Consider the following 26,081-nt stretch of genomic DNA (forward strand, 5'->3'; position numbering starts at 1 on the left):
AACTGCCGCATCGGCCCAGCCTAACTGACCAATCCGCTTGCGTGCCATGACGGCCTCTCCTGCTGATCGAACAGGCCGCTATCGAATCACAATCATGCCTTCCGTGCAAAGGTCTCCAGGATGAGGAGCCGCCCCGGCGGCGTCTCGAAGCATGAGGCGGGCCCGGGCGAGGGCTCATATCAAGTCAAACCGCGATGCTCATTAAAGGCACGGAACTCCAGCCCCGCTTTTCCCGTCACCCCCGCGAAAGCGGGAATCCATGCCGCCACTGATTCTTCCCGGGCCGAATGGGCCCCCGCTTTCGCGGGGGTGACGGATTGATGCAAGCGGAACCGGCTTTGCCGACGCCCCCCACGGCTGCGCCAAGGCAGAGGGCAAGAGTATAAACTTAAAACGTGATGCAGATTTCCTGCACCACGTTTTAGAACGGCTCCAGTTCCGAATCCCAGTAAAGAAAATCCCGCCAACTTTCATGCAGAAAATTTGGCGGGAAGGATCGTCCGTTGAGCTGAAGCTGATGTGACGTCGGCCGATACGGCCTCATCAGCGGCGGCATTCCCGCCTCCGCCGGTGTTCTGTTCGCCTTGACCAGATTGCATGGCCCGCAGGCGGCCACGACATTCTCCCAAGTCGTCTGCCCCCCGCGCGAACGCGGGATCACATGGTCGAAGGTCAGGTCGTGGACAGGAAAGGGATGTCCGCAATATTGGCAGACGAAGCGGTCGCGCAGGAACAGGTTGAAGCGGGTGAAGGCCGGATGGCGCGCCGCCGGCACATATTCCTTGAGCGAGATGACGCTGGGCAGGCGGAAGGCCCAGTTGGGAGAGCGGACGACGCGGTCATATTCCGAAACCACGTTGACCCGGTCGGCGACCACCGCCTTGATCGCCTCCTGCCAGGACCATAGAGACAAGGGGAAGTAGCTGAGCGGCCGGAAATCGGCGTTCAGCACCAGCGCAGGACAGGACTGTAAAGCCGTGGCCATCGCCTCCCTCCCTGGGTTGACTTCAGGACTCTATTATCTCGTCAAACACATCAAGCATTCATAACAGTTCTATGAAACCGCCTTGCCAGCGGACCGCCAAGATAACACGGGAAAAGGGGCAGCCGCTACTCCCGGCGCCACCCCTCCCTTTACAGAGTTACTCCTGTTGCTCCTGCCGGGCGGCACCGAAAGACTGCGCCACGAAGCGGATTCCCGCCACCAGCCCTTCCTGATCGATGGAATGGCCGAGACCGGGGCGGGTCATCGCCAGCACCGGCACGCCCGCGCGTTCCAGCGCTTCGACGGCCGCGGGATGCAGGCCGAACGGCACCACATCATCAGCCTCACCATGAATCAACAACACCGGCGGGCGCGATTTGATCTCGCCCGGCAGCGATTCGGGATCAGCCAGCAGGCCGGAATAGCCCACGACTACCGCGCAGGCACGAGGACGGCGCAGGGCGGCATGCAGGGACATCATGGTGCCTTGCGAGAACCCCACCAGCGCCAGGTCGGCATCGGTCAGGCCGCGCTTTTCCAGCTCGGCGTCGATGAAGGCATTGAGGACCGGCAGCGTCTGGCGCACCCCGGCCCCGATGGCCTCGGGCGAGCGGTCTTGCAGGCTGAACCACTGGAAGCCAAATGGGGCCATGTCGAAAGGCTGAGGGGCATTGGGCGACAGGAATTCGGCATCGGGCAAGGCCTGGGCGAAATAGGGCGCCAGGGCGATCAGATCGTTGCCATCCGAGCCGACGCCATGCAGAAAGATCACCAACTGCTTCGGCTTGCCTCCCGAGGCCGGAGGAACGGACGGACCGGAAAGCGCGGGATTGGACATGGAATGGCTCCTTCTTCACTGTCGCGCCACAGTCCTAACCCGAAGCCATCCCCCTGTCACCCCCGCGAATGCTACCCCTGACGACAGAGCCCTTCATGCCCGCCTCCCCCATCGTCACGCGCTTCGCCCCCAGCCCGACGGGCGGGCTGCATCTCGGCCATGCCCATTCCGCCCTGTTCGGCTGGCTGGCGGCCAGGCAGGCGGGGGGACAATTCCTGCTGCGCCTGGAAGACATAGACCCGGTGCGCTGCCGCCCCGAATTCGCCGAAGGCATCCTTGAAGACCTCGCTTGGCTGGGCCTGACCTGGGACGGGCCGGTCCGCCGCCAGTCCGAACATATGGAAGACTATGCCCGCGCCCTGGGACGATTGGACGAGATGAGCCTGCTCTATCCCTGCTTCTGCACGCGCAAGGACATCCAGGAGGAAATCGCCCGCGCCGGGCATGCCCCCCACGGCCCGGACGGCCCGCTCTATCCCGGCCTCTGCCGCGCCCTGCCGCGCGCCGAAGCCGATGCGCGCATGGCGGCGGGCGAGCCTTATGCCCTGCGCCTGGACATGCATGCGGCCATCGCGGCCGCCGGTCCCCTGACCTGGCACGACCGGGGCAAGGGCGAGATCGTGGCGACGCCGGAAATCTTCGGCGACGTGGTGCTGGCCCGCAAGGACGTGCCCACCAGCTATCACTTGGCCGTCACCGTGGACGACTACCTTCAAGGCATCACCCTGGTCACACGCGGCGAGGATTTGTTCGAGGCAACCCATATCCACCGCCTGCTGCAGGCCCTGCTGGGGCTGCACGTTCCCGACTGGCACCACCATCGCCTGCTCACCGATGAGACCGGCCGCCGCTTCGCCAAGCGCGACAAGTCCCTGACCCTGCAGGCCTTGCGCGAATCTGGCAAGACGCCCGCGGAGGTCCAGGCCATGGCGGGTTTCGTGGCGACGGGATAGGCGGATTTTCGGCCTGCGCCGTCCTCCGAGATGCCGCTTCGCGGCTCCTCAGGACGAGGCTCGTTCCGTGTTTTATCTCAAGAAGATGAACCTCATGCCGAGGAGCCCCGCAGGGCCGTCCCGAAGCATGATCCTGTGCACCTCCCCTTCCTCCTCAGCAGCAGGATTCCGGGCATTCCATCATATGCAGCAAGGCATGGACCACGCCCTCGGTGGCCGTGGCGATCTCGCTCAGGGTGGCGTCGAGCATGTGACAGGCGGCCGTGGCGATGCGTGCCTTGTGGTCCACGACGACCTGATCGCTGGCGGCCGGGCGGTGGATGCTGCCCATGGTCTTGATGGCCGAGGCCGTGCCCAGGTCGTTGCCGATGGTGATCTCGATCCGGTCGAGGACGCGGGCCAGCAGGACCGGCGCCATGCAGGTGGCGCCGATGGGCTTGCCCGCACGCGAGAAATCCTTGATGGCCCGGGCCAGTTCCGGCAGGACCGTGCAATCGGTGCCGTCGCGGAAGAAGCTGGACAATGTCTTGGCCGCCCCCAGCCCGCCGGGCAGCATCAAGGCATGATAATCACTGGAATGAAGTTGCCCCAGAGGGCGCACCCGGCCGCGCGTGATGCGGGCCGCCTCGCGCAGGGCGTTGCGCGTCTCGACCATGGGCTGGCCGGACAGGTGGTCGACGACATCTTCCTGGGACATGTCGGGCGCGAAACAATCCGCGCGGGCGCCAGCCCGTTCGATCGCCAGCAGGGTCAGCACCGCTTCACGGATCTCCGACCCGTCCAGCCCGCCACACCCCGACAGCACGACCGCGACTTTGCGCATGTTGGAGAATCCTTACAGTCAGAAAGAGTTTTTTGAAGCTACGGCCAGCACGGTTGCGCCGCAATATGCTGTTCGGCAAAGCTGGCTGGGCAGATGGCGGCCCTATATGGTGAGGACTAGCCTAGAAGGAGTGACAAGATGGCATCGGCCTATGAGCAACTGGAACGTCTGTGCGAACGTCTGGGCGTGTTGTCCGAAACGATCGGACTCCTGCATTGGGACATGTCCACCATGATGCCCGCGGACGGCGCCGAGGCGCGCGGCGGGCAGTTGGCCGCGCTCAAGGGCCTGCATCATGAATTGATGACCGCCCCGCAGGTGGGCGAATGGCTGGACGAGGCCGAAAGCCGGCAGGACGGCCTGAACGACTGGCAGCGCGCCAATCTGCGGGAATTCCGCCGCGAATACGTTCATGCCACCGCCGTTCCGGGCGATCTGGTCGAGGCCACCAGCCGCGCCGTCTCGGCCTGCGAGATGACCTGGCGCGAGGCGCGCGCCGCCTCGGACTTCGCCGCCGTCGCGCCGCTGCTGGCCGAGGTGCTGAACCTGATCCGCCAGACCGCCCAGGCCAAGGCCGCGAAGCTGGGCTGCTCGCTCTATGACGCCTTGCTCGACGAATACGAGCCGGGCGGGCGATCGGCGGAAATCGATGAAGTCTTCGCCGATCTCGAAGCCTTCCTGCCCGGCTTCCTGGGCGAGGTGCTGGAACACCAGGGCGCAGAGCCGCCCGCCCCGAAGGGCCCCTTCCCCGCCGCGACGCAGAAGGAACTGGGCCGCAAGCTGATGGGCGTACTGGGCTTCGATTTCGAACGCGGGCGGCTGGACGAGAGCTTCCATCCCTTCTGCGGCGGCATCCCCGACGACATCCGCATGACCACCCGCTATGACGAGGACGACTTCACCAGCGCCATCATGGGCGTGCTGCACGAGACCGGCCATGCCCTCTACGAGCAGGGCCTGCCCAAGCAATGGCGCCGCCAGCCGGTGGGACAGGCGCGCGGCATGAGCCTGCACGAGAGCCAGTCCCTGCTGATGGAGATGCAGGCCTGCCGCTCGCGCGAATTCATGACCTTCGCCGCGCCCCTGATGCGCCAGGCCTTCGGCGGCAGCGGCCCGGAATGGGAGGCCGAAAGCCTGTATCGGCGCGGCATCCGCGTGCAGCCCGACTTCATCCGCGTCGATGCCGACGAGGTCACCTATCCCGCCCATGTCATCCTGCGCTATCGCCTGGAAAAGGCGCTGATCGCGGGCGAGATGGAAGTGAACGACCTGCCCGGCGCCTGGAGCGAGGGGATGAAGACGCTGCTGGGCATCACCCCGCCCGACGACCGGCGCGGCTGCCTACAGGACATCCACTGGTTCGACGGCGCCTGGGGCTATTTCCCGACCTATACTTTGGGCGCCATGACCGCCACCCAGCTGTTCGACGCCGCCCGCCGGGATGTGCCCTCGATCCCCGAATCCATCGGCCGGGGAGATTTCGGCCCGCTGCTGACCTGGCTGCGCGCCAATGTCCATGAAAAGGGCTCGCTGCTCTCGACCCGCGACCTCTTGACCCAGGCGACGGGCCGCCCCCTTGACCCGCAGGTCTTCAAGGACCACTTGCGGCGGCGTTATCTGGCGTAATTTCCGTTAAGAATATCGAAGTTCAGCCGATATGCGGTGCGGCGACCTTGTCCCGCACCGACTGCATGTACTATCGTGGCGCGCTTTTCTTATGAGCGCCTGTTGGAGTTCGACTTGAAGTATGTCAGCACCCGGGGCCGCGCCCCTGTCCTCGAATTCGACGACGTTCTTCTGACCGGTCTGGCCCGCGATGGCGGCCTGTACGTGCCGGAAGAATTTCCCTTCTTCACCGCCAGCGAACTGCGCGAAATGCGCGGCCTGAGCTATCAGGAACTGGCGGTGCGGGTGATGCTGCCCTTCGTCGAAGGCTCGATCACCGAGGACGAACTGCGGGCGATGGTGACTGACGCCTATGGTTCCTTCCGTCATCCCGCGGTGACGCCGCTGAAGCAGATCGGCACCGATGATTGGCTGCTGGAACTGTTCCACGGCCCGACGCTCGCCTTCAAGGACGTGGCGCTGCAACTGCTCGGCCGCCTGTTCGACCATGTGCTGAAGAAGCGCGGCCAGCGCGTCTGCATCGTCGGCGCCACTTCGGGCGATACCGGCTCGGCGGCCATCGAGGCCTGCCGCGACCGCGAGTCCATCGACATCATCATCCTGCACCCCAAGGGCCGCGTCTCCGAAGTGCAGCGCCGCCAGATGACCAGCGTGCTGTCGCCGAACGTGCGCAACCTGGCGATCGAAGGCTCCTTCGACGATTGCCAGGACCTGGTCAAGGCCATGTTCAACGACGAGGCCTTCCGCGACGAGATGAGCCTGTCGGCGGTCAATTCCATCAACTGGGCCCGCATCATGGCCCAGATCGTCTATTATTTCTGGGCCGGGCTGTCGCTCGGCGCGCCCGAGCGTTCCTTCACCTTCGCCGTGCCGACGGGCAATTTCGGCAACATCTATGCCGGTTATGCCGCCCGCCGCATGGGCCTGCCCATCGACAAGCTGGTGGTGGGATCGAACCGCAACGACATCCTGACCCGCTTCCTGAATTCGGGCTCGATGGTCATCGAAGGCGTCGAACCCTCGATCAGCCCCAGCATGGACATCCAGGTGTCGAGCAATTTCGAGCGCCTGCTGTTCGACTACGTGGACCGCGAAGGCGCCACCGTCGATGCCATGATGAAGGAATTCCGCGAGACCGGGCGCATGGAAATGCCCCAGGGGGGATGGCGCGCCCTGTGCCAGCTCTTCGAGGGACGTCGCTATGACGACGACGCCACCCGCACTCGCATCGCCGGACTGTATCGTGACAGCGGCGAATTGCTCGAGCCCCATTCCATCATCGGCGTCGCCGCCGGCCGCGATTGCGGACGGCCGGAAGGCTCGGTGCTGGTCAGCCTTGCCACCGCCCATCCGGCCAAGTTCCCCGATGCGGTGGAACAGGCCTCGGGCCTGCGCCCCGGCCTGCCCACCTGGCTGGGCGATCTTTTCGAAAGGACCGAACGTTTGGATTCTGCACCCAATGATGTCGAGGCGGTAAAGGCCTATGTCCGCGCTGCCGTCGCCAAGGTGCCCGCATGACCCGTATCCGTGAAACCGTCCTCCCCAATGGCCTGCGCGTCCTGACCGACCCCATGGACACGGTGGAATCCGTGTCCATGGGCGTTTGGGTCAATGTCGGCACGCGCCACGAACGCCCCGAGATCAACGGCGTTTCGCATCTGCTCGAACATATGGCCTTCAAGGGCACCCATCGCCGTTCCGCCCGCGATATCGCCGAGCAGATCGAGGCCGTGGGCGGCCATCTCAACGCCTATACCTCGCGCGAGCAGACGGCCTATTACGCCAAGGTGCTGAAAGAAGACGTGGCGCTGGGGCTGGACATCATTTCCGACATCCTCCAGCACTCGGTCATCGATCCCGAGGAACTGGCCCGCGAACAGGCGGTGGTGGTGCAGGAGATCAGCCAGGCCATCGACACGCCCGACGACATCATCTTCGACTACTTCCAGGAAACCGCCTATCCCGACCAAGCGCTGGGCCGTCCCGTGCTGGGCACCGAGGAACTGGTGCGCGGCATGAACCGCGACGTGGTTCACGGCTATATGAGCCAGAACTATTCGGCCAGCCGCATGATCCTGGCCGCCGCCGGACGCGTCGATCACGACCAGATCGTCGAGATGGCGCACAAGGCCTTCGACACCCTGCCCGCCGAGGCCGACCTGCCCGAGGAACCCGCCAATTACCGTGGCGGCGATTTCCGCGAGGAGCGCGACCTGGAACAGGTCCATGTGCTGCTGGGCTTCGACTCGGTGGCCTACGACGATCCGGACTTCTATGCCGCCTCGGTCTATTCCACCGTGCTCGGCGGCGGCATGTCCTCGCGCCTGTTCCAGGAAATCCGCGAGAAGCGGGGTCTGGTCTATTCCATCTATTCCTACGCCTCGTCCTATCACGACGGCGGCATGTTCGCCGTCTATGCCGGGACCGGCGAGAACGAGGTGGCGGAACTGATCCCCGTGGCCTGCGAGGAGATGCTGCGCTCGACGGAGGACGTGACGGAAGAGGAAGTCCGCCGCGCCCGTGCCCAGCTCAAAGCCAGCATGCTGATGTCGCTGGAAAGCACGTCTTCGCGCTGCGAACAGCTGGCCCGCCAGATCATGGCCTTCGGCCGCCCCATTCCGGTCGAGGAAGTAGTCGCCAAGATCGAAGCCGTGGATGCCGCCGCCGTCAAGCGCACCGCCCGGCGCATCCTTTCCTCCCGCCCCACCGTGGCCGCCATCGGCCCGCTGGGCAAGGTGGAAAGCTACGACCAGATCGCCAGCCGGCTGGCCCTGTAAAAGGCTTTCTGCTCGAAGCGCAAGCAAACCGCCTTCGCCCCGCGAAAGCGGAAGTGACGGGAAAAAGGCCGAGACGGCATTCGAAGGGCGCGGAGATCACTCTCCGCGCCCTTTTCACTCCAGGAAGGATGCCACCGCGTCCACCTGTTCCGGCACGTTCAGCGCCGGGGCATGGCCACAGCCCTTGACCTCCAGCAGGCGCGTCCGGGAATTGCGGCGCGTCATCTCGGCGGCCCAGTCCGGCGGCAGCAGGTCCGAGCTTTCCCCGCGCAACAACAGGACCGGCGCGGTAATGGCCTCCCAGCCCGGCCATTGATCGTAGTCGCGGGGATGATCGCTGAACTGGCGGATGACGGCGGGATCGTAATGCAGGGTCAGGCGGCCGTCGTCGCGGCGGCGGCAGGATGTCTCGGCCATGCGACGCCATTCGCCGTCCGTCATGGCGCCATAGGGTTTGTAGACCAGCCGCAGATAAGCTTCCAACTCGGCCATGCTGTCGAAGGCGGGCGGATTGCCCACATAAGCGAGAATCCGCTCGACGGCGGGAGGGGGCAGTTGCGGGCCGATATCGTTGACCAACAGCCGCTCCATGCGGTCCTTCAACACGCCACCGGCCAACCGGATGCCCAAGGCCCCACCCATCGAAGAGCCGACCCAGCGCAGCCGGTCGACGGCGAATGCCGCCAGCAGGTCCAGCGCCACGCGCTGATAAGCCGTGAAGCAATATTCCGCCGCCGGCTCCTCGGCCCATTGCGACAGCCCCCGCCCCGGCGCATCGGGACAAAGCACGCGGAAACGCCGCGACAAATGTTCGGCCAGGATGTCGAAATCCCGCCCCGTCCGCACCAAGCCATGCCAGCAGACGACCGTCTCGGGATTGCCCTCTCCCCAAACGGATACATGGATCTCCCGCCCGGCGCAGAAGACGTAGTGGGATTGAGGCAACATCATCTTTCCTTCACTCTATCAGCAACCGAAGCGCCAGACGGAAAGCCGCAATGACCGGAAAAAGCGAAAAGCAGAAAATGCTCGACGGCGACCTTTATAACGCCGCCGCCCCCGAACTCGTCGCCGGGCGAAGCCGCGCGGACCGCCTGATGGCCGCCTTCAACGCCGCCCCGGAAGACCGGCGGGAGGAAATCTTGCGGGAGCTTCTCGGCTCGGTGGGGGAAAACACCGTGATCCGGCCGGATTTCCGCTGCGACTACGGCGAGAATATCAAGATCGGCCGCAACGTCTTCATCAATTTCAATTGCGTCTTCCTGGATTGCGCCGCCATTGAGATCGGCGACTTCACCCAGATCGCCCCGGCGGTGCAATTCTATACGGCCACCCATCCCCTCGACCCCGGTTTGCGGCGGGATGGGCAGGAATATGCCCTGCCCATCCGCGTCGGTACCAATGTCTGGATCGGCGGCGGCGCCATCATCCTGCCCGGCGTGACCATCGGCGACGACAGCGTGATCGCGGCGGGCAGCGTCGTGACGAAGGACGTGCCCCCCCGCTCGGTCGTTGTCGGCAATCCGGCGCGGGTGGTGCGGGAGGTGTAGCGAGCGGCCACCTCTTCCCCCGTCATTCCCGCGAAAGCGGGAATCTATACCTGCGCTATCGCATGTGAACAGGAAACGAGATGGACCCCCGCTTTCGCGGGGGTGACGATTTGACGGACGGACCCAATTCGGCTCAGATCGCCTGGGCGATCGCCTCGCCGAATTCAGCCGTCGTGGCCTTGCCGCCCATGTCCGGGGTGCGGATATCGGAGGCGGCCAGCACCTTCTCGATGGCCGAGACGATGGCCGCACCGGCATCCTTGTGGCCCAGATGGTCGAGCATCATCGCCCCCGACCAGATCTGGCCGATGGGATTGGCGATGCCCTTGCCCGCGATATCCGGGGCCGAGCCATGGACCGGCTCGAACATCGAGGGGTAGTCGCGTTCCGGGTTCAGGTTGGCCGACGGCGCGATGGCGATGGTACCGGTGGTCGCCGGGCCGAGATCGGAGAGGATGTCGCCGAACAGGTTCGAGCCCACCACCACGTCGAACCAATGGGGATTGCGCACGAAATGCGCGGTCAGGATGTCGATGTGGAACTGGCTGGTCCCGACCTCGGGATAGGCCTTGGCCATCTCGGCGAAGCGTTCGTCCCAGAAGGGCATGGTGTGGATGATGCCGTTGGACTTGGTGGCCGAGGCAAGCTGCTTGCGCGGACGGGACTGGGCCAGGTCGAAGGCGAATTTCAGAACCCGGTCCACGCCCTTGCGGGTGAAGACGGTTTCCTGCACCACCATCTCGTCTTCCGTCCCGGCATTCAGGCGGCCGCCGATCTCGGAATATTCGCCCTCGTTGTTCTCGCGGACGATCATGTAGTCGATATCGCCGGGCTTGCGGCCCGCCAGCGGGCAATGCACGCCCTCGAACAGGCGCACCGGACGCAGGTTCACGTACTGGCGGAACTGGCGGCGCAGCGGGATCAGCAGGCCCCACAGCGAGACATGATCCGGCACGCCGGGAAAGCCCACGGCGCCCAGGAAGATGGCGTCGTGGTGACGGACCTGTTCCAGGCCGTCCTCGGGCATCATGCGGCCGGTCTTGTGATAGCGCTCGCAGCTCCAGTCCAGTTCGTCGAACTGGAAGGAGATGTCGAATTTGCGCCCGATGGTCTCCAGGACCCGCAGCCCCTCGGGCACGACTTCCTTGCCGATGCCGTCGCCGGGGATGACGGCGATACGATAAGACTTGCTCATTGGGCCAGCTCCTGCATGACAGCGTAAAGTTCGGATTTCGCCTCGAAACCGACGCCGGGGACGTCGGGCAGGCCAACATAGCTGTCCACGACAGCCGTGCCATCCGCAAATCCACCGAAGGGCTTGAATACATCCGGGTAGGATTCGTTGCCGCCCAGATGCAGCCCGGCGGCGATGTTCAGCGACATCTGATGGCCGCCATGGGGAACGACGCGGCGGCTGGACCAGCCGTTCTGCTCCATCATCTCCAGCGTGCGCAGATATTCGACCAGGCCGTAGGACAGGGCGCAGTCGAATTGCAGCACGTCGCGGTCGGGGCGCATGCCGCCGTGACGGATCAGGTTGCGCGCATCCTGCATCGAGAACAGGTTCTCGCCGGTCGCCATGGGCAGGTCGTAATGCTTGGACAGCTCGGCCTGCAGCGCATAATCCAGCGGATCGCCCGCTTCTTCGTACCAGCGCAGGTTATAGGGCCGAATCGCCTCGGCATAGGCGATGGCGGTGTCCAGGTCGAAGCGGCCATTGGCGTCGACGCAGAGCCGCTGGCCGTCACCGCCGACCACCTCCAGCGCCGCTTCGATGCGCTTAATGTCCTCGGCCAGATCGACGCCGCCGATCTTCATCTTCACCACCGAATAGCCACGATCGACATAGCTTTTCAGCTCGTCCTGGAGGGCCGAATTGTCCTTGCCGGGATAGTAGTAGCCCCCGGCGGCATAGACCCAGACCTTGTCGTCGGCCTTGCCGCCGCGATAGCGGTCGGCGAGCAGGCGGTAGAGCGGCTTGCCTTCGATCTTGGCGACGGCATCCCAGACCGCCATGTCGATGACGCCGACGGCCACCGAGCGCTCGCCATGGCCGCCCGGCTTTTCATTGGTCATCAGGCATTTCCAGATGGCGAAGGGATCGAGATTGTCGTTCTTCTCGTCCACCAGGGTCTTCGGATCGGCCTCTTGCAGGCGCGGCAGGAAACGCTCGCGCATCAGGCTGCCCTGGCCGTAGCGGCCGTTGGAATTGAAGCCGTAGCCGACCACCCGCTTGCCGTCGCGCACCACATCGGTGACCAGGGCCACGACCGAACAGGTCATCTTGCTGAAATCGATATAGGCATTGGCGATGGGCGAGGCGATGGAAACGGTCTTCTCGCGGATCTCGACAATTCTCATGACATCCCTCCTTCTGGTGCGAGAAGGGTATCGGTGGACGCGAAGGGCCGCGAATGCCAAATTGGCATCATTTGATGCGGATGCGGCATAGAGATGGAACTGGGCTGGCTCGAAGACTTCCTGGCCTTGGCCGACAGCGGCAATTTCTCGCGGGCGGCCGAGGCGCGCCATCTGACCCAACCGGCCTTTTCCCGGCGCATCCGGGCCTTGGAGGAATGGGTCGGCGTGCCCCTGTTCGACCGCCACGTCCAGCCCGTGGTTCCCACCGCCGCCGGAGCCGTCTTCCGGCCCGTCGCCGACGAGATGCTGCGCCGCCTGCATCAGGGGCGGGAGGCGGCCCGCCATGCCCATTCCACCCAGGCCCAGACCCTGCGCTTCGCCGCCACCCACAGCCTGTCCCTGACCTTCTTTCCCAATTGGCTGCGGGAACTCGAGGAAAACGCCCGCCCCGCCTCGATCCGCCTCGATTCCGACAACATGGCCGCCTGCGAGAACCTGCTGGTCCAGGGGCAATGCCAGTTCCTGCTCTGCCACCATGCCCCCGGCGCGGCGACACGTCTGGATGCCCAGCATTTCCGTTCAGCCATCGTCGGCCATGACCGATTGGTGCCGGTGGCGGCACCGGGCATCGCTCCCTTGCCGGGAACGGAAGAGGCGCCCCTGCCCTGGCTGGCCTATTCGGAAAGCTCGGGCGTCGGGCGGGCTATCGATGCGGCCTTGCTGGCGCGCACCCGGCCGGCTCATCTGGAGCGGGTCTTCACCTCGCATCTCGCCACCGTCCTGCGCGCCATGGCCCGCGACGGGCGCGGCATGGCCTGGTTGCCGCTGAGCCTGATCGAGGAAGACCTAGCCGCCGGAATCCTGGTGCCGGTGGGCGGCGAAGACTGGGTGGTCGCCGCCGATATCCGCATTTTCCGGCCGCGCGAACGCCTCAGCCCCGCCGCCGAAGCCTTCTGGACCATCGTCGCCGCCACCGAAAGGGATTGAGGAGTAACACGGGACCCGGCTACAACTATCCGTTCGTCCCAGACTGCCGAGGTCCAGATGCTGAAGCTCGCCCAGAAAGCCGTCGCCGCCGCCCTGCTGGCGGCCCTGCCCTTCACTGCCCAAGCGGCAGACAAATCCGTCAAGGTCACCTCCATCGTGGAACATCCGGCGCTGGATGCCACCCGCGATGGCATCCGGGACGAGCTTGAAGCCCAAGGCTTCAAGGCCGGTGAAGGCCTGCGCTGGGAATATCAAAGCGCCCAGGGCGATACCGGCACCGCCGCCCAGATAGCCCGGAAATTCGTCGGCGACCGGGCCGACGTGATCGTCGCCATCGCCACGCCCTCGGCCCAGGCCGCCGTCGCCGCCGCGCGCGGCTCCATCCCGGTGGTGTTCTCCGCCGTCACCGATCCGGTGGCCGCCCGCCTGGTCAAAAGCTGGGAAGAACCCGGCGGCAACGTCACCGGCGTCTCGGACGCCCTGCCGCTGGAACGTCATCTCGACCTCGCCCAGGAAATCCTGCCCGACCTGAAGCGGCTGGGCGTGCTGTTCAATCCCGGCGAGGTCAATTCCGTCTCGACCGTGGCGTCGCTGAAGGAAGCGGCCGGTGCGCGCGGCATCCAGGTCGTCGAGGGCTCGGCCCCCGACACCAACAGCGTGCTCGGCGCCGCCCGTTCGCTGGTTGGCCGCGTGGACGCCATCTACATCCCCACCGACAACACCGTCGTCTCGGCCCTTGAGGCCGTGGTCAAGGTCGGCCAGGATTCCAAGCTGCCCGTGCTGGCCGCCGACACCGCCTCGGTGCCGCGCGGCGCCATTGCCGCCGTGGGTTTCGACTATTACGACGTGGGCCGCCAGACCGGCAAGATCGTCGCCGAGATCCTGCGCGGCAAGCCCGCCGGGGAAATCCCCGTCCAGGGCATCGAGACCGTCACCCTGTCGGTCAATCCCGCCTCGGCCGAACGCATGGGCGTGACCCTGCCCGAAGCCGTGCTCTCTCGTGCCGAAGTGGTGCAGTAAGGTGAGTCTGATTGCCTTTCTTGGTGCCATCGAGACCGGACTGCTGTTCGGCCTGGTGGCTTTGGGAGTTTTCCTTAGCTTCCGCGTCCTGAACTTCCCGGACCTGACGGTGGACGGCAGCCTGCCGCTCGGCGCCGCCGTCGCCGCCACGCTGATCGTGCTGGGCTGGAATCCCTGGATCGCCACGGCCATGGCCATGCTCGGCGGCGCCATGGCCGGGCTGGTCACGGCCTGGCTGAACGTGCGACTGAAGATCCTGCATCTGCTGGCCAGCATCCTGACCATGATCGCGCTCTATTCGGTCAACCTGCGCATCATGGGCCGCCCCAACCAGCCGCTGCTGGGCGAGGAGACGGTGTTCACGCCGCTGGAAGCCTTCGGCCTGCCCTTCTACGTCACCAGCCTGATCCTGTTCTTCGTGGTCGCCCTGGTCATCAAGCTGATGCTGGACTGGTTCCTGTCCTCGCAGATCGGCCTTGCCATGCGCGCCACCGGCGCCAATGCCCGGATGGCCCGCGCCCAGGGCGTGCGCACCGAGGCGATGGTGCTGCTGGGCATGGCGCTCAGCAATGCCCTGGTGGCGCTGGCCGGAGCCCTGTTCGCCCAGGCCCAGGGCGGTGCCGACGTCTCGATGGGGGTCGGGGTCATCGTCGTCGGCCTGGCGGCCGTGATCATGGGCGAGGCCGTCATGTCCACCCGCGTCATCATCCTGGCGACTCTGGCCTGCGTCATCGGCTCGATCCTCTATCGCCTGGCCGTTGCGCTGGCGCTGAATGCCGATTTCATCGGCCTGCAGGCCCAGGACCTGAAGCTCATCACCGCCCTGCTGGTGGTCATCGCCATGACCCTGCCCGGCATGCGTGGTAAATTCCTGAAACGGGTAAAGGCATGATTTCGGTTTCCGACGTCCACGTCACCTTCAATCCCGGCACGCCGGTCGAGACGCGCGCCCTGCGCGGCCTGTCGCTGGACATCCCGGCGGGCGAGTTCGTCACCGTCATCGGCTCGAACGGCGCCGGCAAGTCGACCATGCTGGGCGTGCTGTCGGGCGAGGTCTTTCCCGATACGGGCCGCATCGCCATCGACGAGCAGGATGTCACGCGCTGGCCGACGCCCAAGCGCGCGCCGCTGGTGGCCCGTGTCTTCCAGGACCCCATGGCCGGCACCTGCGAGGGGCTGACGATCGAGGAGAACATGGCGCTGGCCTGGTCGCGCGGCCATCGCCGGGGCCTGGGCCGGGCGGTCACTAACGACCTGCGGGACATCTTCCGCGAGAAATTGGCCCTGCTGGGGCTGGGGCTGGAAAACCGCCTGGGCGACCGCATGGGGCTGCTTTCGGGCGGCCAGCGCCAGGCCATCACCCTGGTGATGGCGACGCTGAACCCGATGAAAATCCTTCTGCTGGATGAACATACCGCAGCCCTGGACCCCAAGACCGCCGCCTTCGTCATGGATTTGACCGACCGCATCGTCCAGGACGGCAAGCTGACCACGCTGATGGTTACCCATTCGATGCGCCAGGCTCTGGATCACGGTCATCGCACGGTAATGTTGCATGAAGGCCGTGTCGTCCTCGACGTCGCGGGCAGCGAGCGTAAAGGCATGAAGGTCGAGGATTTGCTTCATATGTTCGAGAAAGTACGCGGCCAGCAGATCGACGACGACGCCCTGCTGCTGGGCTAGGCCCCCCTCCCCCATCAGCGTGCAGAGCCAAATGCGCGCGTGAGGCGTTTCCAATGAGACAGGAAACCCTACAGATGGGAGGCATTCATGGCCTTTAGTAGTTTCTTGAATGACACAAGTACATCCACGACTGGGGTGGAACCGGTTGACACGACCACCCCGAGCAGCGGTCTTGTGACCGATACGACCACGGGGTCGGGGACCGCCAATACGACGGGCCTCGACGCCGATTCCGGCCTGAGCACCACGACCTCCGGTACGGGCACGGGCACCGGAACGACCAGCGGCTTCGGAACCACGACGGGCGCCGGAACCACGAGTGACTTCGGCACCACGACCGGCGGCACCGGTACGACGACCGGCACCGGAACCACCTCCGGCTTCGGCACGGGGACCGGAACCGGCACGGGTACCGGCACCACGACAGGCACCGGAACGACCACCGATTTCGGCACCACCACCACGACCGGCGGGACCGGAACGACCTCCGGAACCGGGACTGGGACCACCACGGGAACCGGCACCACGACCGGCGGCACCGGAACCACGACGGGCACCGGGACCACGAGCGGGTCCGGAACCACGGGCGGCAGCGTCGACATCGGCGCCATGACGGGGCCGGAATCGCCGGAACTGGCCTTCGTCGGCACCCGTTCCGACGGCACGTCGCAATTGTGGACCCAGGGCAACGACGGCTCGGTCTCTCCTGTCGCCCAGTTGCCCGATGACGTCACCGCCCAGCAGATCCATATCGTCGGCAACACCACCTATGTGGCCGACGAGACGACGCTGTGGCGGCTGGACGGCAACGACTTCACCACCGTCTATGAAAGCGCCGACGGCTTCGATGACATGGCCGTCGTCGGCGACCGCCTGTGGTTCAGCGCGGCGCCGTCTGGCCAGTCCGGCGACACCGAGTTGCTGATGGTCGAGGGAGAACAGGTAACCCGCTTCGACATCAATTCCGGTAGCGAGGGCTCGGACCCCGCCAACCTGACGGCGATCGGCGATGAATTGTGGTTCACCGCCGATTCCGGCAGCGGCGTGCAGACCTGGCGTTTCGACGGCCAGACCTTCGAAGCCGTCGGCCCGGGTCCGGCCGAGGCGGATTCCGAAGCCTATTTCACCGGCCAGCCCGGCGGCCCCGTCTACTTCGTCGGCTATGAGGAAGACACCGGCGCTGAACTTTGGCGCTGGGACGGCGAACAATCCGAATTGTGGGTCGACATCGCCTCCGGCAGCGCTTCCTCCTCTCCCGAGGACCTGACCATGGTGAACGGGGAAGTATTCCTGACCGCCACCACCGAGGATACCGGCCGGGAAGTGTGGAGCATCAACGAGGAAGGCGACACGCTGATGCTCTATGACGTCAGCTCGGGCGACGACAGTTCCGACCCGGCTTCGCTGACCATGCTCCAGAACCAGGCCTATTTCACGGCCGATGACGGTTCCGAACGGCAGCTATGGCGGATCGAGGACGACCAGGCGATCCCGCTGACCGATCTGGAAGACGGGGTGGAGGAAGACCTGACCGCTGTCGGCGATAACCTGTACTTCCTCGGCGACAACAACGAAATGTTCGCCTTCGACGGCAGCCAGGTCACCCAGGTGGACCTGGGGGCGGACGTGACGCCGATCTCCGGTACCCTGACCAGCTACGACGACGAAACCCTGCTGTTCAGGGGCACGGACAACCAGGGCGAAACCGGCCTTTGGAGCTTCGACGGCAGCGAGGCGACCGCCCTCACCGGCTCGTCGGCCGGCGGTAGCGGCTCCACGCAGCAGAGCCTGTTCGAAGACCAGTCGGATTCCGGCTCCTTCCTGGTGTGATGCCGGGAACCCCGCCTGGGCCCCACGCCCAGGCGGGCGATGCGGCGGCGTGATGGCGTCCAGGCGCGTCACGCCGCCACCTCCCTATGGAAGAACGCCCTATCCCCAAGGGATATGCCCTCCCACCCGCAAGGCCGACCCATGTCCACCATAGCGGGCAATGGGCCAGAATGGCTTTGCCAACGGCTGTTCCCACCTTACCTGTGCAGGAATAGGTTAAGGATATGGTTCGGGAGACCCCGCAATGCGTTCGACCTTCCTTGCTGCCGCGCTGCTCGCCCTTCCCCTGGCCTGGGGGCTGCCGTCGCCCCCGGCACTGGCGCAGACCAATGCGCAGGCCCTGCCCTCGCTGGCGCCCATGCTCCAGCGGGTTTCCCCCGGCGTCGTCAACATCTCCGTCCGGGGCAGGACGCAGACGCAGGAACATCCCCTGTTCCAGGATCCCTTCTTCAGACGGTTCTTCGACCTGCCGGAAGGCGAGGAGATGCCACGCGAACGCATGACGCAAAGCGTGGGGTCGGGGGTCATCATCGACGCCGTCAACGGCTATGTCGTCACCAACCGCCATGTCATCGCCGATGCCGACCAGATCGAGATCGTACTGGCCGACCGGCGGCAGTTGACCGCCGAAATGGTGGGCACCGACCCGGACACCGACATCGCCCTGCTGCGCGTGGACAATCCGGAAGGATTGACCTCGGTGCCGTTCGGCGATTCCGAACAATTGCAGGTGGGGGATTTCGTCGTCGCCATCGGCAATCCCTTCGGCATCGGCCAGACCGCCACGCTGGGCATCGTCAGCGCCGTCGGCCGCACCGGGCTCGGCATCGAGGGATACGAGAATTTCATCCAGACCGACGCCTCCATCAATCCGGGCAATTCCGGCGGCGCCCTGGTCGACCAGCAAGGCCGCCTGGTGGGCATCAACACCGCCATCCTGGCGCGCGGCGGCGGCAATATCGGCATCGGCTTCGCCATTCCGGTCAACATGGTGCGCTATGTGGCCGAGCAGATCATCGAACATGGCGAGGTGCGGCGCGGCCAGCTGGGCGTGCTGATCCAGGACCTGACCAGCGACATCGCCCAGGCCATGGGGCTGGACCGCACCGGCGGCGCGGTGGTCTCGCAGGTCACGCCCGGCAGTCCGGCGGAACAGGCGGGCCTGCAGCCCGGCGACGTGGTGATCGCCATCGACGGCCGCGAGGTCGAGACCAGCGCCCAGCTGCGCAACATGGTCGGGCTGATGCAGCCCAATACCCAGGTGAACCTGACCATCCTGCGCGACGGCAGGCAGCAGCAGGTCCAGGCCCAGCTGGAGCGCCAGCAGCAGGCCCAGGCCGCCCCGCCCGAACAGCCCTCGGCCAATGGCGGGCGCCTGGGCGGCGTGCAATTATCCGAGATCCCCGTGGACCATCCCTTGCACAACCAAGTCCGGGGCGTGCTGGTGCAGCAGGTGGCGCCGGGCAGCCGGGCGGCCCGCGCCGACCTGCGCGACGGCGACATCATCCTCGGCATCGACCGCCGCCCCGTCACCAGCCCGCAGGAACTGCACGCCATCGCGCAGCAGCGCCCCGACCGCCCCATGCTGTTGCAGGTGCGGCGCGGCGAAAGGCTGATGTTCCTGGCGATCCCCTGAAAAACGAAAACCCGCCGGAGACGGCGTCTCCGGCGGGCATCCTTCTCTGCCGATCAGACCGTTTTCAGTCGATCAGCCACTGTCCGGTGCCGTTGTTGTAGGCCCGGAGCTGAGCCCGAGCCTGGCGCATACGCGCGCAAATCAGCGAACGGGCGGTCAGGCGAAGCAGCTTGGAAACCGTATTCATCGCTTTTACCCCCAAATCCTGTTTTCCATTGCCTCCACCTTATGCTGCACCGCAAAATTTGTGCAGTGCAATAAGCGAAGGCCAGCCATGCGGGGAACGCGCGGCGGAACAGGATGGGCGTTTTTTCTTTCAATTCCGGCCTGAAGATGCCATATCTCTGGCCGACCACGCTTCCAGCGATGCGAGATCGAACCCGCCGTGAGTGCCGAGATATGAGAGAGCGGAGGCCCCTGGCGACCTCCGGCGATGGGCGTTTCTCCCTCGGCCGATCGGCAAAGGCAATTTCAACGGCTTTGCTGTGATCGTCCTCCAGGCATGACAAACCACTCGATGCTGGCCCACGGGCAGGTTATTGATTTTGCTTCCCTGCCCCGCGCAGAGGTGAGCGACGACGGCGGCAAGCGCCTTGATGCCTTGCTGCTGACCACCGCCGACTTGGCCGACGCCGCCCGACAGGCCGTCGCCCAGGATTACGCGGTGATGCCCGCAGGTGGCCTGACCAGCGCCATCGGCTCCTTCCTGTACGACCGCGCCGCGCTCAATCCGCGCTTCCGCGACGTGGTGGCGATCCGTCCCAAGGGCACGATGACGCCCGAACAGGTCGATCCCGCCACGCCCATCGATCAGATCCTGTCCCATCAGATCGCCATCGACCGCAACCGCCACACCGTCACGGCCGGCGCCGGCATCACCTTTGCCCAGGTCAACCGCGTCCTGGAAGAAGAGGTCGGCCCCAATGCCCGCGTGCTGGTGGACCTGACCAGCGTCGGCTCGGCCCTGGTCGGCGGCGTGATCGCGACCGGCGGCATGGGCCCGATGCGCGTGCGTCCCTCGATGACCTGCGAAGCCGTCTGCATCACCGACGGCGGCCCCCAGCCGATCATCCTGGAAGGAAGGGAAGCCATCACCGCCTTCGAGGGCATGCAGGGCTGGACCGGCATGACCACCGCCGTGCGGATGCGTTATTTCGACGTGCCCATGCTGGAATTCGGCCTCGTCCTGCCGATCCAGAGCACCGATATCGACGCCATGGCCGACCTGCTGAACTACCTGCATTCCTGGTCCGCCATCGAGCCCCCGGCCACCGGCAACCATCTGGCGGCCCAGCATCCCGAGAACACCATTTTGAACGGCATCGAGCTGGTCAGCCGCGATTCGCTGGAACAGTTCATCGCCCAGGCCGCCGATCCGGCCAGGAGCAAGGCGCAGGGGCTGCTGCAAAGCTGCGAATATGCCGGGGCCGACATGCTGGCCTGCCTGACCGGCTGGTCGGACGTCTCGGTGGACGAGGTCCTGGGTATCCTGCTGGACGAGGAAACCGAAACCATCGGCGGCGTGCAGATCGATTTCGGCGTCGGCTTCTCCTCGGGGTCGGAAATGGAGTCCTTCCGCGCCATCCGCGAAGGCGCCCCCGACTTGGCCCGAACCTATGCCCGCGTGGTGCAGCCGGGCAAGCTGCGTCCCTGGACCACCTCGACCGACATCAACGTGGCCGTGCCGCGCGACATCTCGGCCATCGCCTGCGTGCTGTCGGCCTATGACGATTACCGCCGTGAGATCCGCGAGGTGCGCAAGGCCATGGAAGGCCGGGTCGAAGTGACGCTGGCGGCCTATGGCCATCTCAACCCGATGGGCATCGACCCCCATCACCGTGTCACGCTGATCGCCCCGGAAGGCAGCGAGGCGGCGCTGGAAGAAGCCATCGAGATGGTGAAGAAGGCCAAGAAGGAGCTGATCCGCGCCATCGTCGCCACCGCCGAAGCCCATGATTACACCATCACGGGCGGCGAGAAGGGCATGCCTTCGGTGGTCGAGATCGCCCGGGCCTCGGGCGGCGTGGACAAGGCCCCGGCCAATCTGCGCCGGATGCTCGAACGCGCCCGCGCCGAAATCGCCAAGGCCCCGGAAAACTTCACCTTCCGCGCTCCGCTCGAACTGAAGGCCTCCTAAGCACCCGCCATGCTTCGAGACGGGCCTTCCGGCCCTCCTCAGCATGAGGTTTTACCTTATTGAAATAAAACCAGGAAGTCGCCTCACCCTGAGGAGCCGCCTTGGCGGCGTCTCGAAGGGGGAGGCGGGCCAAGAAGAGCCCTCACTGCGCCGAGGCTTCCAGCATCGGCGGCGCGGTCAGCTTTTCGACGCAGCCGCAGAAGGGATGGCGGGCCGAGAAGGCGATCTGCGAGAAGCCGTCCGGCGGATCGCGCAAGGCCCGGCCGAAGGCGATTTCCGCCACCGTCAGGAGCTTGGAATAGGCCGCCTCCCAAGGCTGTGGAGCCGGAGGCACCTCCGACTCGGTCATCAGGGCCAGGCGCTGGATGCGGATATCGCCATCCGCGGCATCCCCCACCACGATCCATCCCGGACTCGGCAAGGCCAGCCGGAAGCTGCCCCGCTCGATCGGCAGGGGCTCGGGCGGCGCCTGCCAGAAGGCGGATTGGGGCGGATTGAGGAAGGCCAGGGTCAGTGAGCGCAGCGAGGCCAAGCAATCGGCGGGTCCGCCATTTCCGGCGGCACCGGGATCGGCGCCGCAATAGCCCTGCGTCACCACGCCCTCGGCCACCGCCCCCCGTTTCAGGAAATTCTCCCAGACCGCATCCAGGGACCGCCGTGCCAGGCCCGGCGCGGGGCCGCCCTGGCGCATCGCGGCGGCGATCAGCGGCACCGGGGCGGCCAGCCGGTTGCAGACGTCGCGCCCCAGGATGGGCAGGCCCAGCGGCGAGATGAGATGGCTGTAATCCTCGGCGAAACGGATCTGGGTGGCGGCGATGAAATCGTGATCCAGGCCCGGCGCGATCAGGTCCAGCCAGAAAAGCTGGTACTGGATGTCCCAGGCATTGGCGAAGTCGAAGACTTCGCCCGGCCCGTCGCTGAACCAGCCCTCGCCGCGATAGAAGGATTTGAAGCGCTGCCAATGGGCCGGAACCTCTTCCGGGCGGTCGGCATATCCCAGCTCGGCCAGCACCGCATTGACCAGGACCGGAGCCAGATGCGCCTTGTCGTCCGCCACCTCCAGCCCCCCGACCTGGCCCAGCCAGGCCGCGATCTGGTCCCGCTCGCCCTCCGGCAGCCGCGCCCACAGGCGGTCGCGCAGCAGCCATAGCGTGACGGCGATCCCGGCGGCATCGTCGATGGCCGGGTCGAAATCGACGATCTCGCCCCAATAGGAAGGGGATTTGGGATGAGTACCGGCCAGGATGGCGTTCTGCAGAAAGGCATCCAGCCGGACGGGCAGGCCCGTCAGGTCGCGGATCTCCGCCGGACGTCCCGAGGCCAGCCAGGCCGCGACCATCGGCGCGGTGCGGGCGAAGGCGCGCAGGCCATCGCGCTTGGCACCATGCCGCCCCGGCTGCCCCGGCAGGCGGGCCGTGGCGCCATCGGCCGAGGCGTAATGCAGATAGCCGGTGACGAAATAGGCGAAGAGATGGCGATAGGGCCGTTCCGCCGCCGGATCGCTGGAAACCGTCTCGACGGCGGAAAACAGCCCCGGCAGGTGCTGGTCGGTCCTGGCATTCCAATGGGCGGCGTCCTGCTGGCGGCGCAGCCAATCCCCCACGTTGCGTCCGGCCCCGGCCCCGACAAGGATCAATACCGCTGCCAGGGCCAGCAGAACCTGCCGCGAACGCATCCTCCTATTCCGCCGCCTGCACCGCCTGGGACAGCGGTATCAGGTCGTTGGCCGGATTGGCGTCCACGGCCATGCCGTCCATACCGGATTGATCGTACCATTCCGCCAGCAGCAGCACCGCCCAGAGCTTCTGGTGATGGCGCCCCTTCTCGGCATGATGCAGGCCCAGCAGCTTACGGCAGTATTGGGCGTCGAGGATGCCGTGACGGAACAGGCCGGAAAGCTGCATCTTCTCTTCCAGCACCCGGCCCAAGTCTCCCTTGAGCCAGCGGGCCACCGGCGCGGCGGAGCTGGCGCGGCGCGGACGCGCGAGGATGGCATCGGGCACCAGTTCGGCCACCGCGCGGCGCAGCAGGCGCTTGGTTTCCTTCTCTCCGGCGCGGAGATTGCCGGGAATGGCGAGACAGTAATCGGCCAGGGCATGGTCGGCGAAGGGAGTCCGGGCCTCGACGCCATGGGCCATGCTCATCTTGTCCAGGCGCATCAGCACCTTTTCCGCCAGTCGCATGCGCGTCTCGGTACAGGAGATCAGCGCCAGGGCGTCGTCGTCCAGCCATTCGGGCAGGCTCTGCTGCACCTGGCGGGTGACGTCCGAGGCCGAGAAGCGGGCATAATCCTCCCGCAATTGCGGCCCCAGGATGGACAGGCGGTGCTCGTCCTCGCCAAAGGGCAGTTCGCTGCCGAGATACATCACGTCGCCGCGCCGCGCCCGGCTCAGCAGGTCCTCGGGCAGGCCACGCCCCATCATGGAGAACAGCCTCGGCAGCAGGCCCCAGAAGGTGCGCGGCAGGCGGGAATGCAGACGCCAAGCGCGGGCATGCTTGCCATAACGCAGATAGGAGGGATCGCCCAGCAGCACCTCGTCGGCACCGTCGCCCGACAGCGCCACCGTCAGGCCGATATCGCGGAAATGCTTGGACGCCCACCAGCTGTTGATGGCGCAGGGATCGGCCAGCGGCTCGTCCATGTGATAGACGTAATCGGTCAGGCTGGCGATGCCGTGGGCTTCCTGCACCGCCAGTTCGTGATGCCGCGTGCCCAGCGTCTTGGCGACGAGGCGGCCATAGGCGGCCTCGTCGGCCTCCGGCGCCTGGGGATGGGCGATGGTCAGGGTATCGATCTGGCGGCCCAGCAGGCGCTGCATCAAAGCCGCCACGCAGGCGCTGTCGAGGCCGCCGCTCAGGAAGGCCCCGGCCGGCGGCTCGGCATAGAGGCGGTCGGCCACGGCGCTTTCCAGCAGGGTGCGGATATTGGCGACATGGACTTCCTCGTCCAGGCGCTGCACCGCCTGGGTGCGGCGATGGTCGCGCAGGGGCTTCCACCAGGTGGTGCGGCGCATGCCGCCTTTGCGCTCGCAGATCAGCGCTTCCCCGGCGGCCAGCTTGAAGATGCCGTCATAGAGGGTCAGCGGCGGCATGACGTAGCCGAAGCTGAGATATTGCGCCAGGGCCTGACGGTCGATGCAGCGGCGGATCGGCAGCGCGCCCAGCAGGGCCTTGCTCTCGGAAGCGAAGGCCAGATAGCCATCGACCTGGGTGTAGTAGAGCGGCTTCTTGCCCATGCGGTCGCGCGCCAGGATCAGCCGGCCGCTACGCTCGTCCCACAGCGCCAGGCCGAACATGCCTTGCAGATGTTCCAGGAAGTTCAGGCCGTATTGCTCGTAGGCATGGACCACCACCTCGGCCTCGCCGCCGTCGCGGAACAGGTGGCCTTCCAATTCCAGGCTGTGGCGCAGGGCGCGGGCATTGTAGATCTGGCCGTCGAGCACGGCCCAAATATCGCGGTGCTCGTTGAAGATGGGCAGGTTTGCCCCCTGGCCAGGGGTGGCGCGATGCTGGCGCAGGGCGACGGCACAGCGTCCTGCCGGGTCGCTGTGGCGGCCTTCGCGGGCGGGACCGCGATGCACCATCAATTCAGCCATCTTCTCGGCCCAGCCGCTCTCCACGCGCGGCCAGGAGAGGCTCATCAGTCCGGCGATACCGCTCATGGGCGAGTCTCCTCCCTCTGCCTCAATAGGTCCACCCGGCCGCTGGCTGCGGCGGCGGAGAAGACCCGCTCATACTCGTCAACGATGGCCTCCCATTCGAAACGCTGGGCGACGGCCACACTGCGCCTTTCCATGGCCCTGACCGGCTCCTCCGCGTCCATCAGCCAGGAGAGCTGGCGGCGCAGGTCCATGGGATCGTCGGGGGTACAGGTGAAGGCATTGCCCCCAACCACCTCGATATGGGCTGGAATGTCGCTGACGAGAACTGCCCGTCCGTGTCCTACCGCTTCAAGCACGGCTGGAGATGGACCATCGGTGGTGGAGGGTAGGACAAAGAGATAACAATGGCCGAACAGGGCATCCCGCAGCGGCCGGTCGGGCTGGCCGGCGAAGATGACTTTGGTCGGGTCCGCCATTTCCTTCAGCTTTTCGACATAGGCCGCCTCATAGCGGCCATGACCGGCGATCACCAGCTTCAACCGGTCTTGCGGCAGGGCGTTGAAGGCCGCGATCAGGTGATGGCAGCCCTTCTCGGGCACCAGCCGTCCGGCGAACAGCACGAAATTTCCCGGCGTCACGCCCAGGCGTGCCAGCGGCGCGGGATCGGGGGGCAAGGCGGGAATGACCGTGCCATTGGGGATGTATACGGTCTCGCGGCCATGAACGAGGCGCATGTAATGCTGCAGGCTGCGCGAGGCGACGACGATGCGGTGGGCGCTGCGCAAGGCGATGCCTTCGGCGGCGCGCAGCGCCAGCTTGGCCGGCAGGGGCCATTTATCGCGCGCCCAGTCGATTGAATGGATGCTGACCACGCAGCGGCGCGAGGCCAGCCGCGCCAGGGCCGCGAACATACCCGGCCCCTCGGCGCAGAATTGCACCACGTCGTATTGGCGGGTCAGGCTGAGCAAGGTGGACAGGGCGGCGCGGGTCAAGGTCTCGGTATATTTTCCCGGCAGCGCCGGAACCCCCAGGACATGCACGCCGTCGACCATGCGGCGCCCCCGGCCGCGGCGTTCCGAATAGACATGGACCTCATGGCCGCGACGGACGAGACGCGGGCAAATCTCACGCAGCATCCTTTCGATGCCACCGTAATCGGAATCCATGCCGCGTGAGCCGATGACGGCGATCTTCATCCCAGCGACCTCTTCTTTTCGCGATCAAGACGCCGAACATCTTCGCGCCTGCTGCAAAGTGTCGGGACGAGATCGGC

At 65.9% G+C, this 26,081-nt stretch carries 22 protein-coding genes; 12 read left to right on the forward strand and 10 right to left on the reverse strand.

Translation table 11 applies throughout. The features are described from left to right. Nucleotides 1–421 precede the first annotated feature (421 nt). Nucleotides 422–985, reverse strand: a complete 564-nt coding sequence (locus tag EPD66_RS07075) for an HNH endonuclease (protein ID WP_142847796.1) — start codon at nucleotides 983–985, stop codon at nucleotides 422–424. Between the two features lie 157 nt (nucleotides 986–1,142). Further along, on the reverse strand, nucleotides 1,143–1,823 hold the full coding sequence (locus EPD66_RS07080) for an alpha/beta hydrolase (RefSeq protein ID WP_142847797.1): 681 nt from the start codon (nucleotides 1,821–1,823) through the stop codon (nucleotides 1,143–1,145). A gap of 95 nt (nucleotides 1,824–1,918) precedes the next feature. Here EPD66_RS07080 and gluQRS point away from each other — a divergent pair, with 95 nt between their 5' ends. Continuing rightward, the gene (gene gluQRS, locus EPD66_RS07085) at nucleotides 1,919–2,776 is read left to right on the forward strand and encodes a tRNA glutamyl-Q(34) synthetase GluQRS (RefSeq protein WP_142847798.1); all 858 of its coding nucleotides are present in this window, start codon (nucleotides 1,919–1,921) and stop codon (nucleotides 2,774–2,776) included. A gap of 154 nt (nucleotides 2,777–2,930) precedes the next feature. On the opposite strand, the gene elbB is transcribed toward gluQRS, so the two are convergent. Continuing rightward, nucleotides 2,931–3,599, reverse strand: a complete 669-nt coding sequence (elbB, locus tag EPD66_RS07090; RefSeq protein ID WP_142847799.1) for an isoprenoid biosynthesis glyoxalase ElbB — start codon at nucleotides 3,597–3,599, stop codon at nucleotides 2,931–2,933. A gap of 138 nt (nucleotides 3,600–3,737) precedes the next feature. Here elbB and EPD66_RS07095 point away from each other — a divergent pair, with 138 nt between their 5' ends. The 3 genes from EPD66_RS07095 to EPD66_RS07105 all read left to right on the forward strand — a co-directional run bounded on the left by EPD66_RS07095 (nucleotide 3,738) and on the right by EPD66_RS07105 (nucleotide 8,002). Continuing rightward, on the forward strand, nucleotides 3,738–5,225 hold the full coding sequence (locus EPD66_RS07095; RefSeq protein ID WP_142847800.1) for a carboxypeptidase M32: 1,488 nt from the start codon (nucleotides 3,738–3,740) through the stop codon (nucleotides 5,223–5,225). A gap of 114 nt (nucleotides 5,226–5,339) precedes the next feature. Then, nucleotides 5,340–6,743, forward strand: a complete 1,404-nt coding sequence (gene thrC / locus EPD66_RS07100) for a threonine synthase (protein WP_142847801.1) — start codon at nucleotides 5,340–5,342, stop codon at nucleotides 6,741–6,743. After that, complete coding sequence (locus EPD66_RS07105; RefSeq protein ID WP_142847802.1) at nucleotides 6,740–8,002, forward strand: pitrilysin family protein; 1,263 nt, start codon at nucleotides 6,740–6,742, stop codon at nucleotides 8,000–8,002. The genes thrC and EPD66_RS07105 overlap by 4 nt, the downstream gene beginning before the upstream one ends. A 114-nt stretch (nucleotides 8,003–8,116) precedes the next feature. Here EPD66_RS07105 and EPD66_RS07110 read toward each other — a convergent pair whose 3' ends face one another. Beyond that, nucleotides 8,117–8,953 (reverse strand): alpha/beta fold hydrolase, encoded by an 837-nt coding sequence (locus tag EPD66_RS07110; protein WP_142847803.1) that lies wholly within the window; start codon nucleotides 8,951–8,953, stop codon nucleotides 8,117–8,119. A gap of 47 nt (nucleotides 8,954–9,000) precedes the next feature. Between EPD66_RS07110 and EPD66_RS07115 the strand changes: the two genes are divergently transcribed. Then, nucleotides 9,001–9,552 (forward strand): sugar O-acetyltransferase, encoded by a 552-nt coding sequence (locus EPD66_RS07115; protein WP_142847804.1) that lies wholly within the window; start codon nucleotides 9,001–9,003, stop codon nucleotides 9,550–9,552. A 133-nt stretch (nucleotides 9,553–9,685) separates the two neighbouring features. Here the strand turns inward: EPD66_RS07115 and EPD66_RS07120 are convergent, their stop codons facing one another. Together EPD66_RS07120 and EPD66_RS07125 are read right to left on the reverse strand one after the other, a co-directional pair. Further along, nucleotides 9,686–10,747: a tartrate dehydrogenase gene (locus EPD66_RS07120; protein WP_142847805.1), complete on the reverse strand. Its 1,062-nt coding sequence runs from the start codon at nucleotides 10,745–10,747 to the stop codon at nucleotides 9,686–9,688. Beyond that, nucleotides 10,744–11,913, reverse strand: coding sequence for a mandelate racemase/muconate lactonizing enzyme family protein (locus EPD66_RS07125; RefSeq protein WP_142847806.1), 1,170 nt, complete (start codon nucleotides 11,911–11,913; stop codon nucleotides 10,744–10,746). Before EPD66_RS07125 ends, EPD66_RS07120 begins: the two co-directional genes overlap by 4 nt. A gap of 93 nt (nucleotides 11,914–12,006) precedes the next feature. Here EPD66_RS07125 and EPD66_RS07130 point away from each other — a divergent pair, with 93 nt between their 5' ends. The 6 genes from EPD66_RS07130 (at nucleotide 12,007) to EPD66_RS07155 (ending at nucleotide 19,069) form a co-directional block, all read left to right on the forward strand. Next, nucleotides 12,007–12,900 carry a LysR family transcriptional regulator gene (locus tag EPD66_RS07130; RefSeq protein WP_142847807.1) on the forward strand — a complete coding sequence of 298 codons (894 nt, stop codon included), beginning with the start codon at nucleotides 12,007–12,009 and terminating at the stop codon, nucleotides 12,898–12,900. A 57-nt stretch (nucleotides 12,901–12,957) separates the two neighbouring features. Next, nucleotides 12,958–13,920, forward strand: a complete 963-nt coding sequence (locus EPD66_RS07135; RefSeq protein ID WP_142847808.1) for an ABC transporter substrate-binding protein — start codon at nucleotides 12,958–12,960, stop codon at nucleotides 13,918–13,920. Nucleotide 13,921: 1 nt separating this feature from the next. Next, on the forward strand, nucleotides 13,922–14,812 hold the full coding sequence (locus EPD66_RS07140; protein WP_142847809.1) for an ABC transporter permease: 891 nt from the start codon (nucleotides 13,922–13,924) through the stop codon (nucleotides 14,810–14,812). Continuing rightward, the gene (locus tag EPD66_RS07145; RefSeq protein ID WP_142847810.1) at nucleotides 14,809–15,603 is read left to right on the forward strand and encodes an ABC transporter ATP-binding protein; all 795 of its coding nucleotides are present in this window, start codon (nucleotides 14,809–14,811) and stop codon (nucleotides 15,601–15,603) included. The genes EPD66_RS07140 and EPD66_RS07145 overlap by 4 nt, the downstream gene beginning before the upstream one ends. A gap of 174 nt (nucleotides 15,604–15,777) precedes the next feature. Next, a complete protein-coding gene (locus EPD66_RS07150; RefSeq protein ID WP_142847811.1) occupies nucleotides 15,778–17,433 on the forward strand; it encodes a hypothetical protein in 1,656 nt (551 codons plus the stop codon). A gap of 244 nt (nucleotides 17,434–17,677) precedes the next feature. Continuing rightward, nucleotides 17,678–19,069, forward strand: a complete 1,392-nt coding sequence (locus EPD66_RS07155; protein ID WP_142847812.1) for a DegQ family serine endoprotease — start codon at nucleotides 17,678–17,680, stop codon at nucleotides 19,067–19,069. A 64-nt stretch (nucleotides 19,070–19,133) separates the two neighbouring features. Here the strand turns inward: EPD66_RS07155 and EPD66_RS24565 are convergent, their stop codons facing one another. Then, on the reverse strand, nucleotides 19,134–19,256 hold the full coding sequence (locus tag EPD66_RS24565) for a hypothetical protein (protein WP_255448397.1): 123 nt from the start codon (nucleotides 19,254–19,256) through the stop codon (nucleotides 19,134–19,136). Nucleotides 19,257–19,637: 381 nt separating this feature from the next. Here EPD66_RS24565 and EPD66_RS07160 point away from each other — a divergent pair, with 381 nt between their 5' ends. After that, on the forward strand, nucleotides 19,638–21,206 hold the full coding sequence (locus tag EPD66_RS07160; RefSeq protein WP_255448398.1) for an FAD-binding protein: 1,569 nt from the start codon (nucleotides 19,638–19,640) through the stop codon (nucleotides 21,204–21,206). Nucleotides 21,207–21,348: 142 nt separating this feature from the next. Here the strand turns inward: EPD66_RS07160 and EPD66_RS07165 are convergent, their stop codons facing one another. The 3 genes from EPD66_RS07165 to EPD66_RS24570 are packed head-to-tail and all read right to left on the reverse strand — an operon-like array spanning nucleotide 21,349 to nucleotide 26,004. Further along, nucleotides 21,349–22,881, reverse strand: a complete 1,533-nt coding sequence (locus EPD66_RS07165; protein ID WP_142847813.1) for a DUF2264 domain-containing protein — start codon at nucleotides 22,879–22,881, stop codon at nucleotides 21,349–21,351. A 4-nt stretch (nucleotides 22,882–22,885) separates the two neighbouring features. Further along, nucleotides 22,886–24,868, reverse strand: a complete 1,983-nt coding sequence (gene asnB / locus EPD66_RS07170) for an asparagine synthase (glutamine-hydrolyzing) (protein ID WP_142847814.1) — start codon at nucleotides 24,866–24,868, stop codon at nucleotides 22,886–22,888. Beyond that, nucleotides 24,865–26,004, reverse strand: a complete 1,140-nt coding sequence (locus EPD66_RS24570; RefSeq protein WP_142847815.1) for a glycosyltransferase family 4 protein — start codon at nucleotides 26,002–26,004, stop codon at nucleotides 24,865–24,867. Before EPD66_RS24570 ends, asnB begins: the two co-directional genes overlap by 4 nt. Nucleotides 26,005–26,081 lie beyond the last annotated feature (77 nt).

The sequence above is a fragment of the Telmatospirillum sp. J64-1 genome (assembly GCF_006980715.1).
Lineage (GTDB): Bacteria > Pseudomonadota > Alphaproteobacteria > Rhodospirillales > Magnetospirillaceae > Oleiliquidispirillum > Oleiliquidispirillum nitrogeniifigens.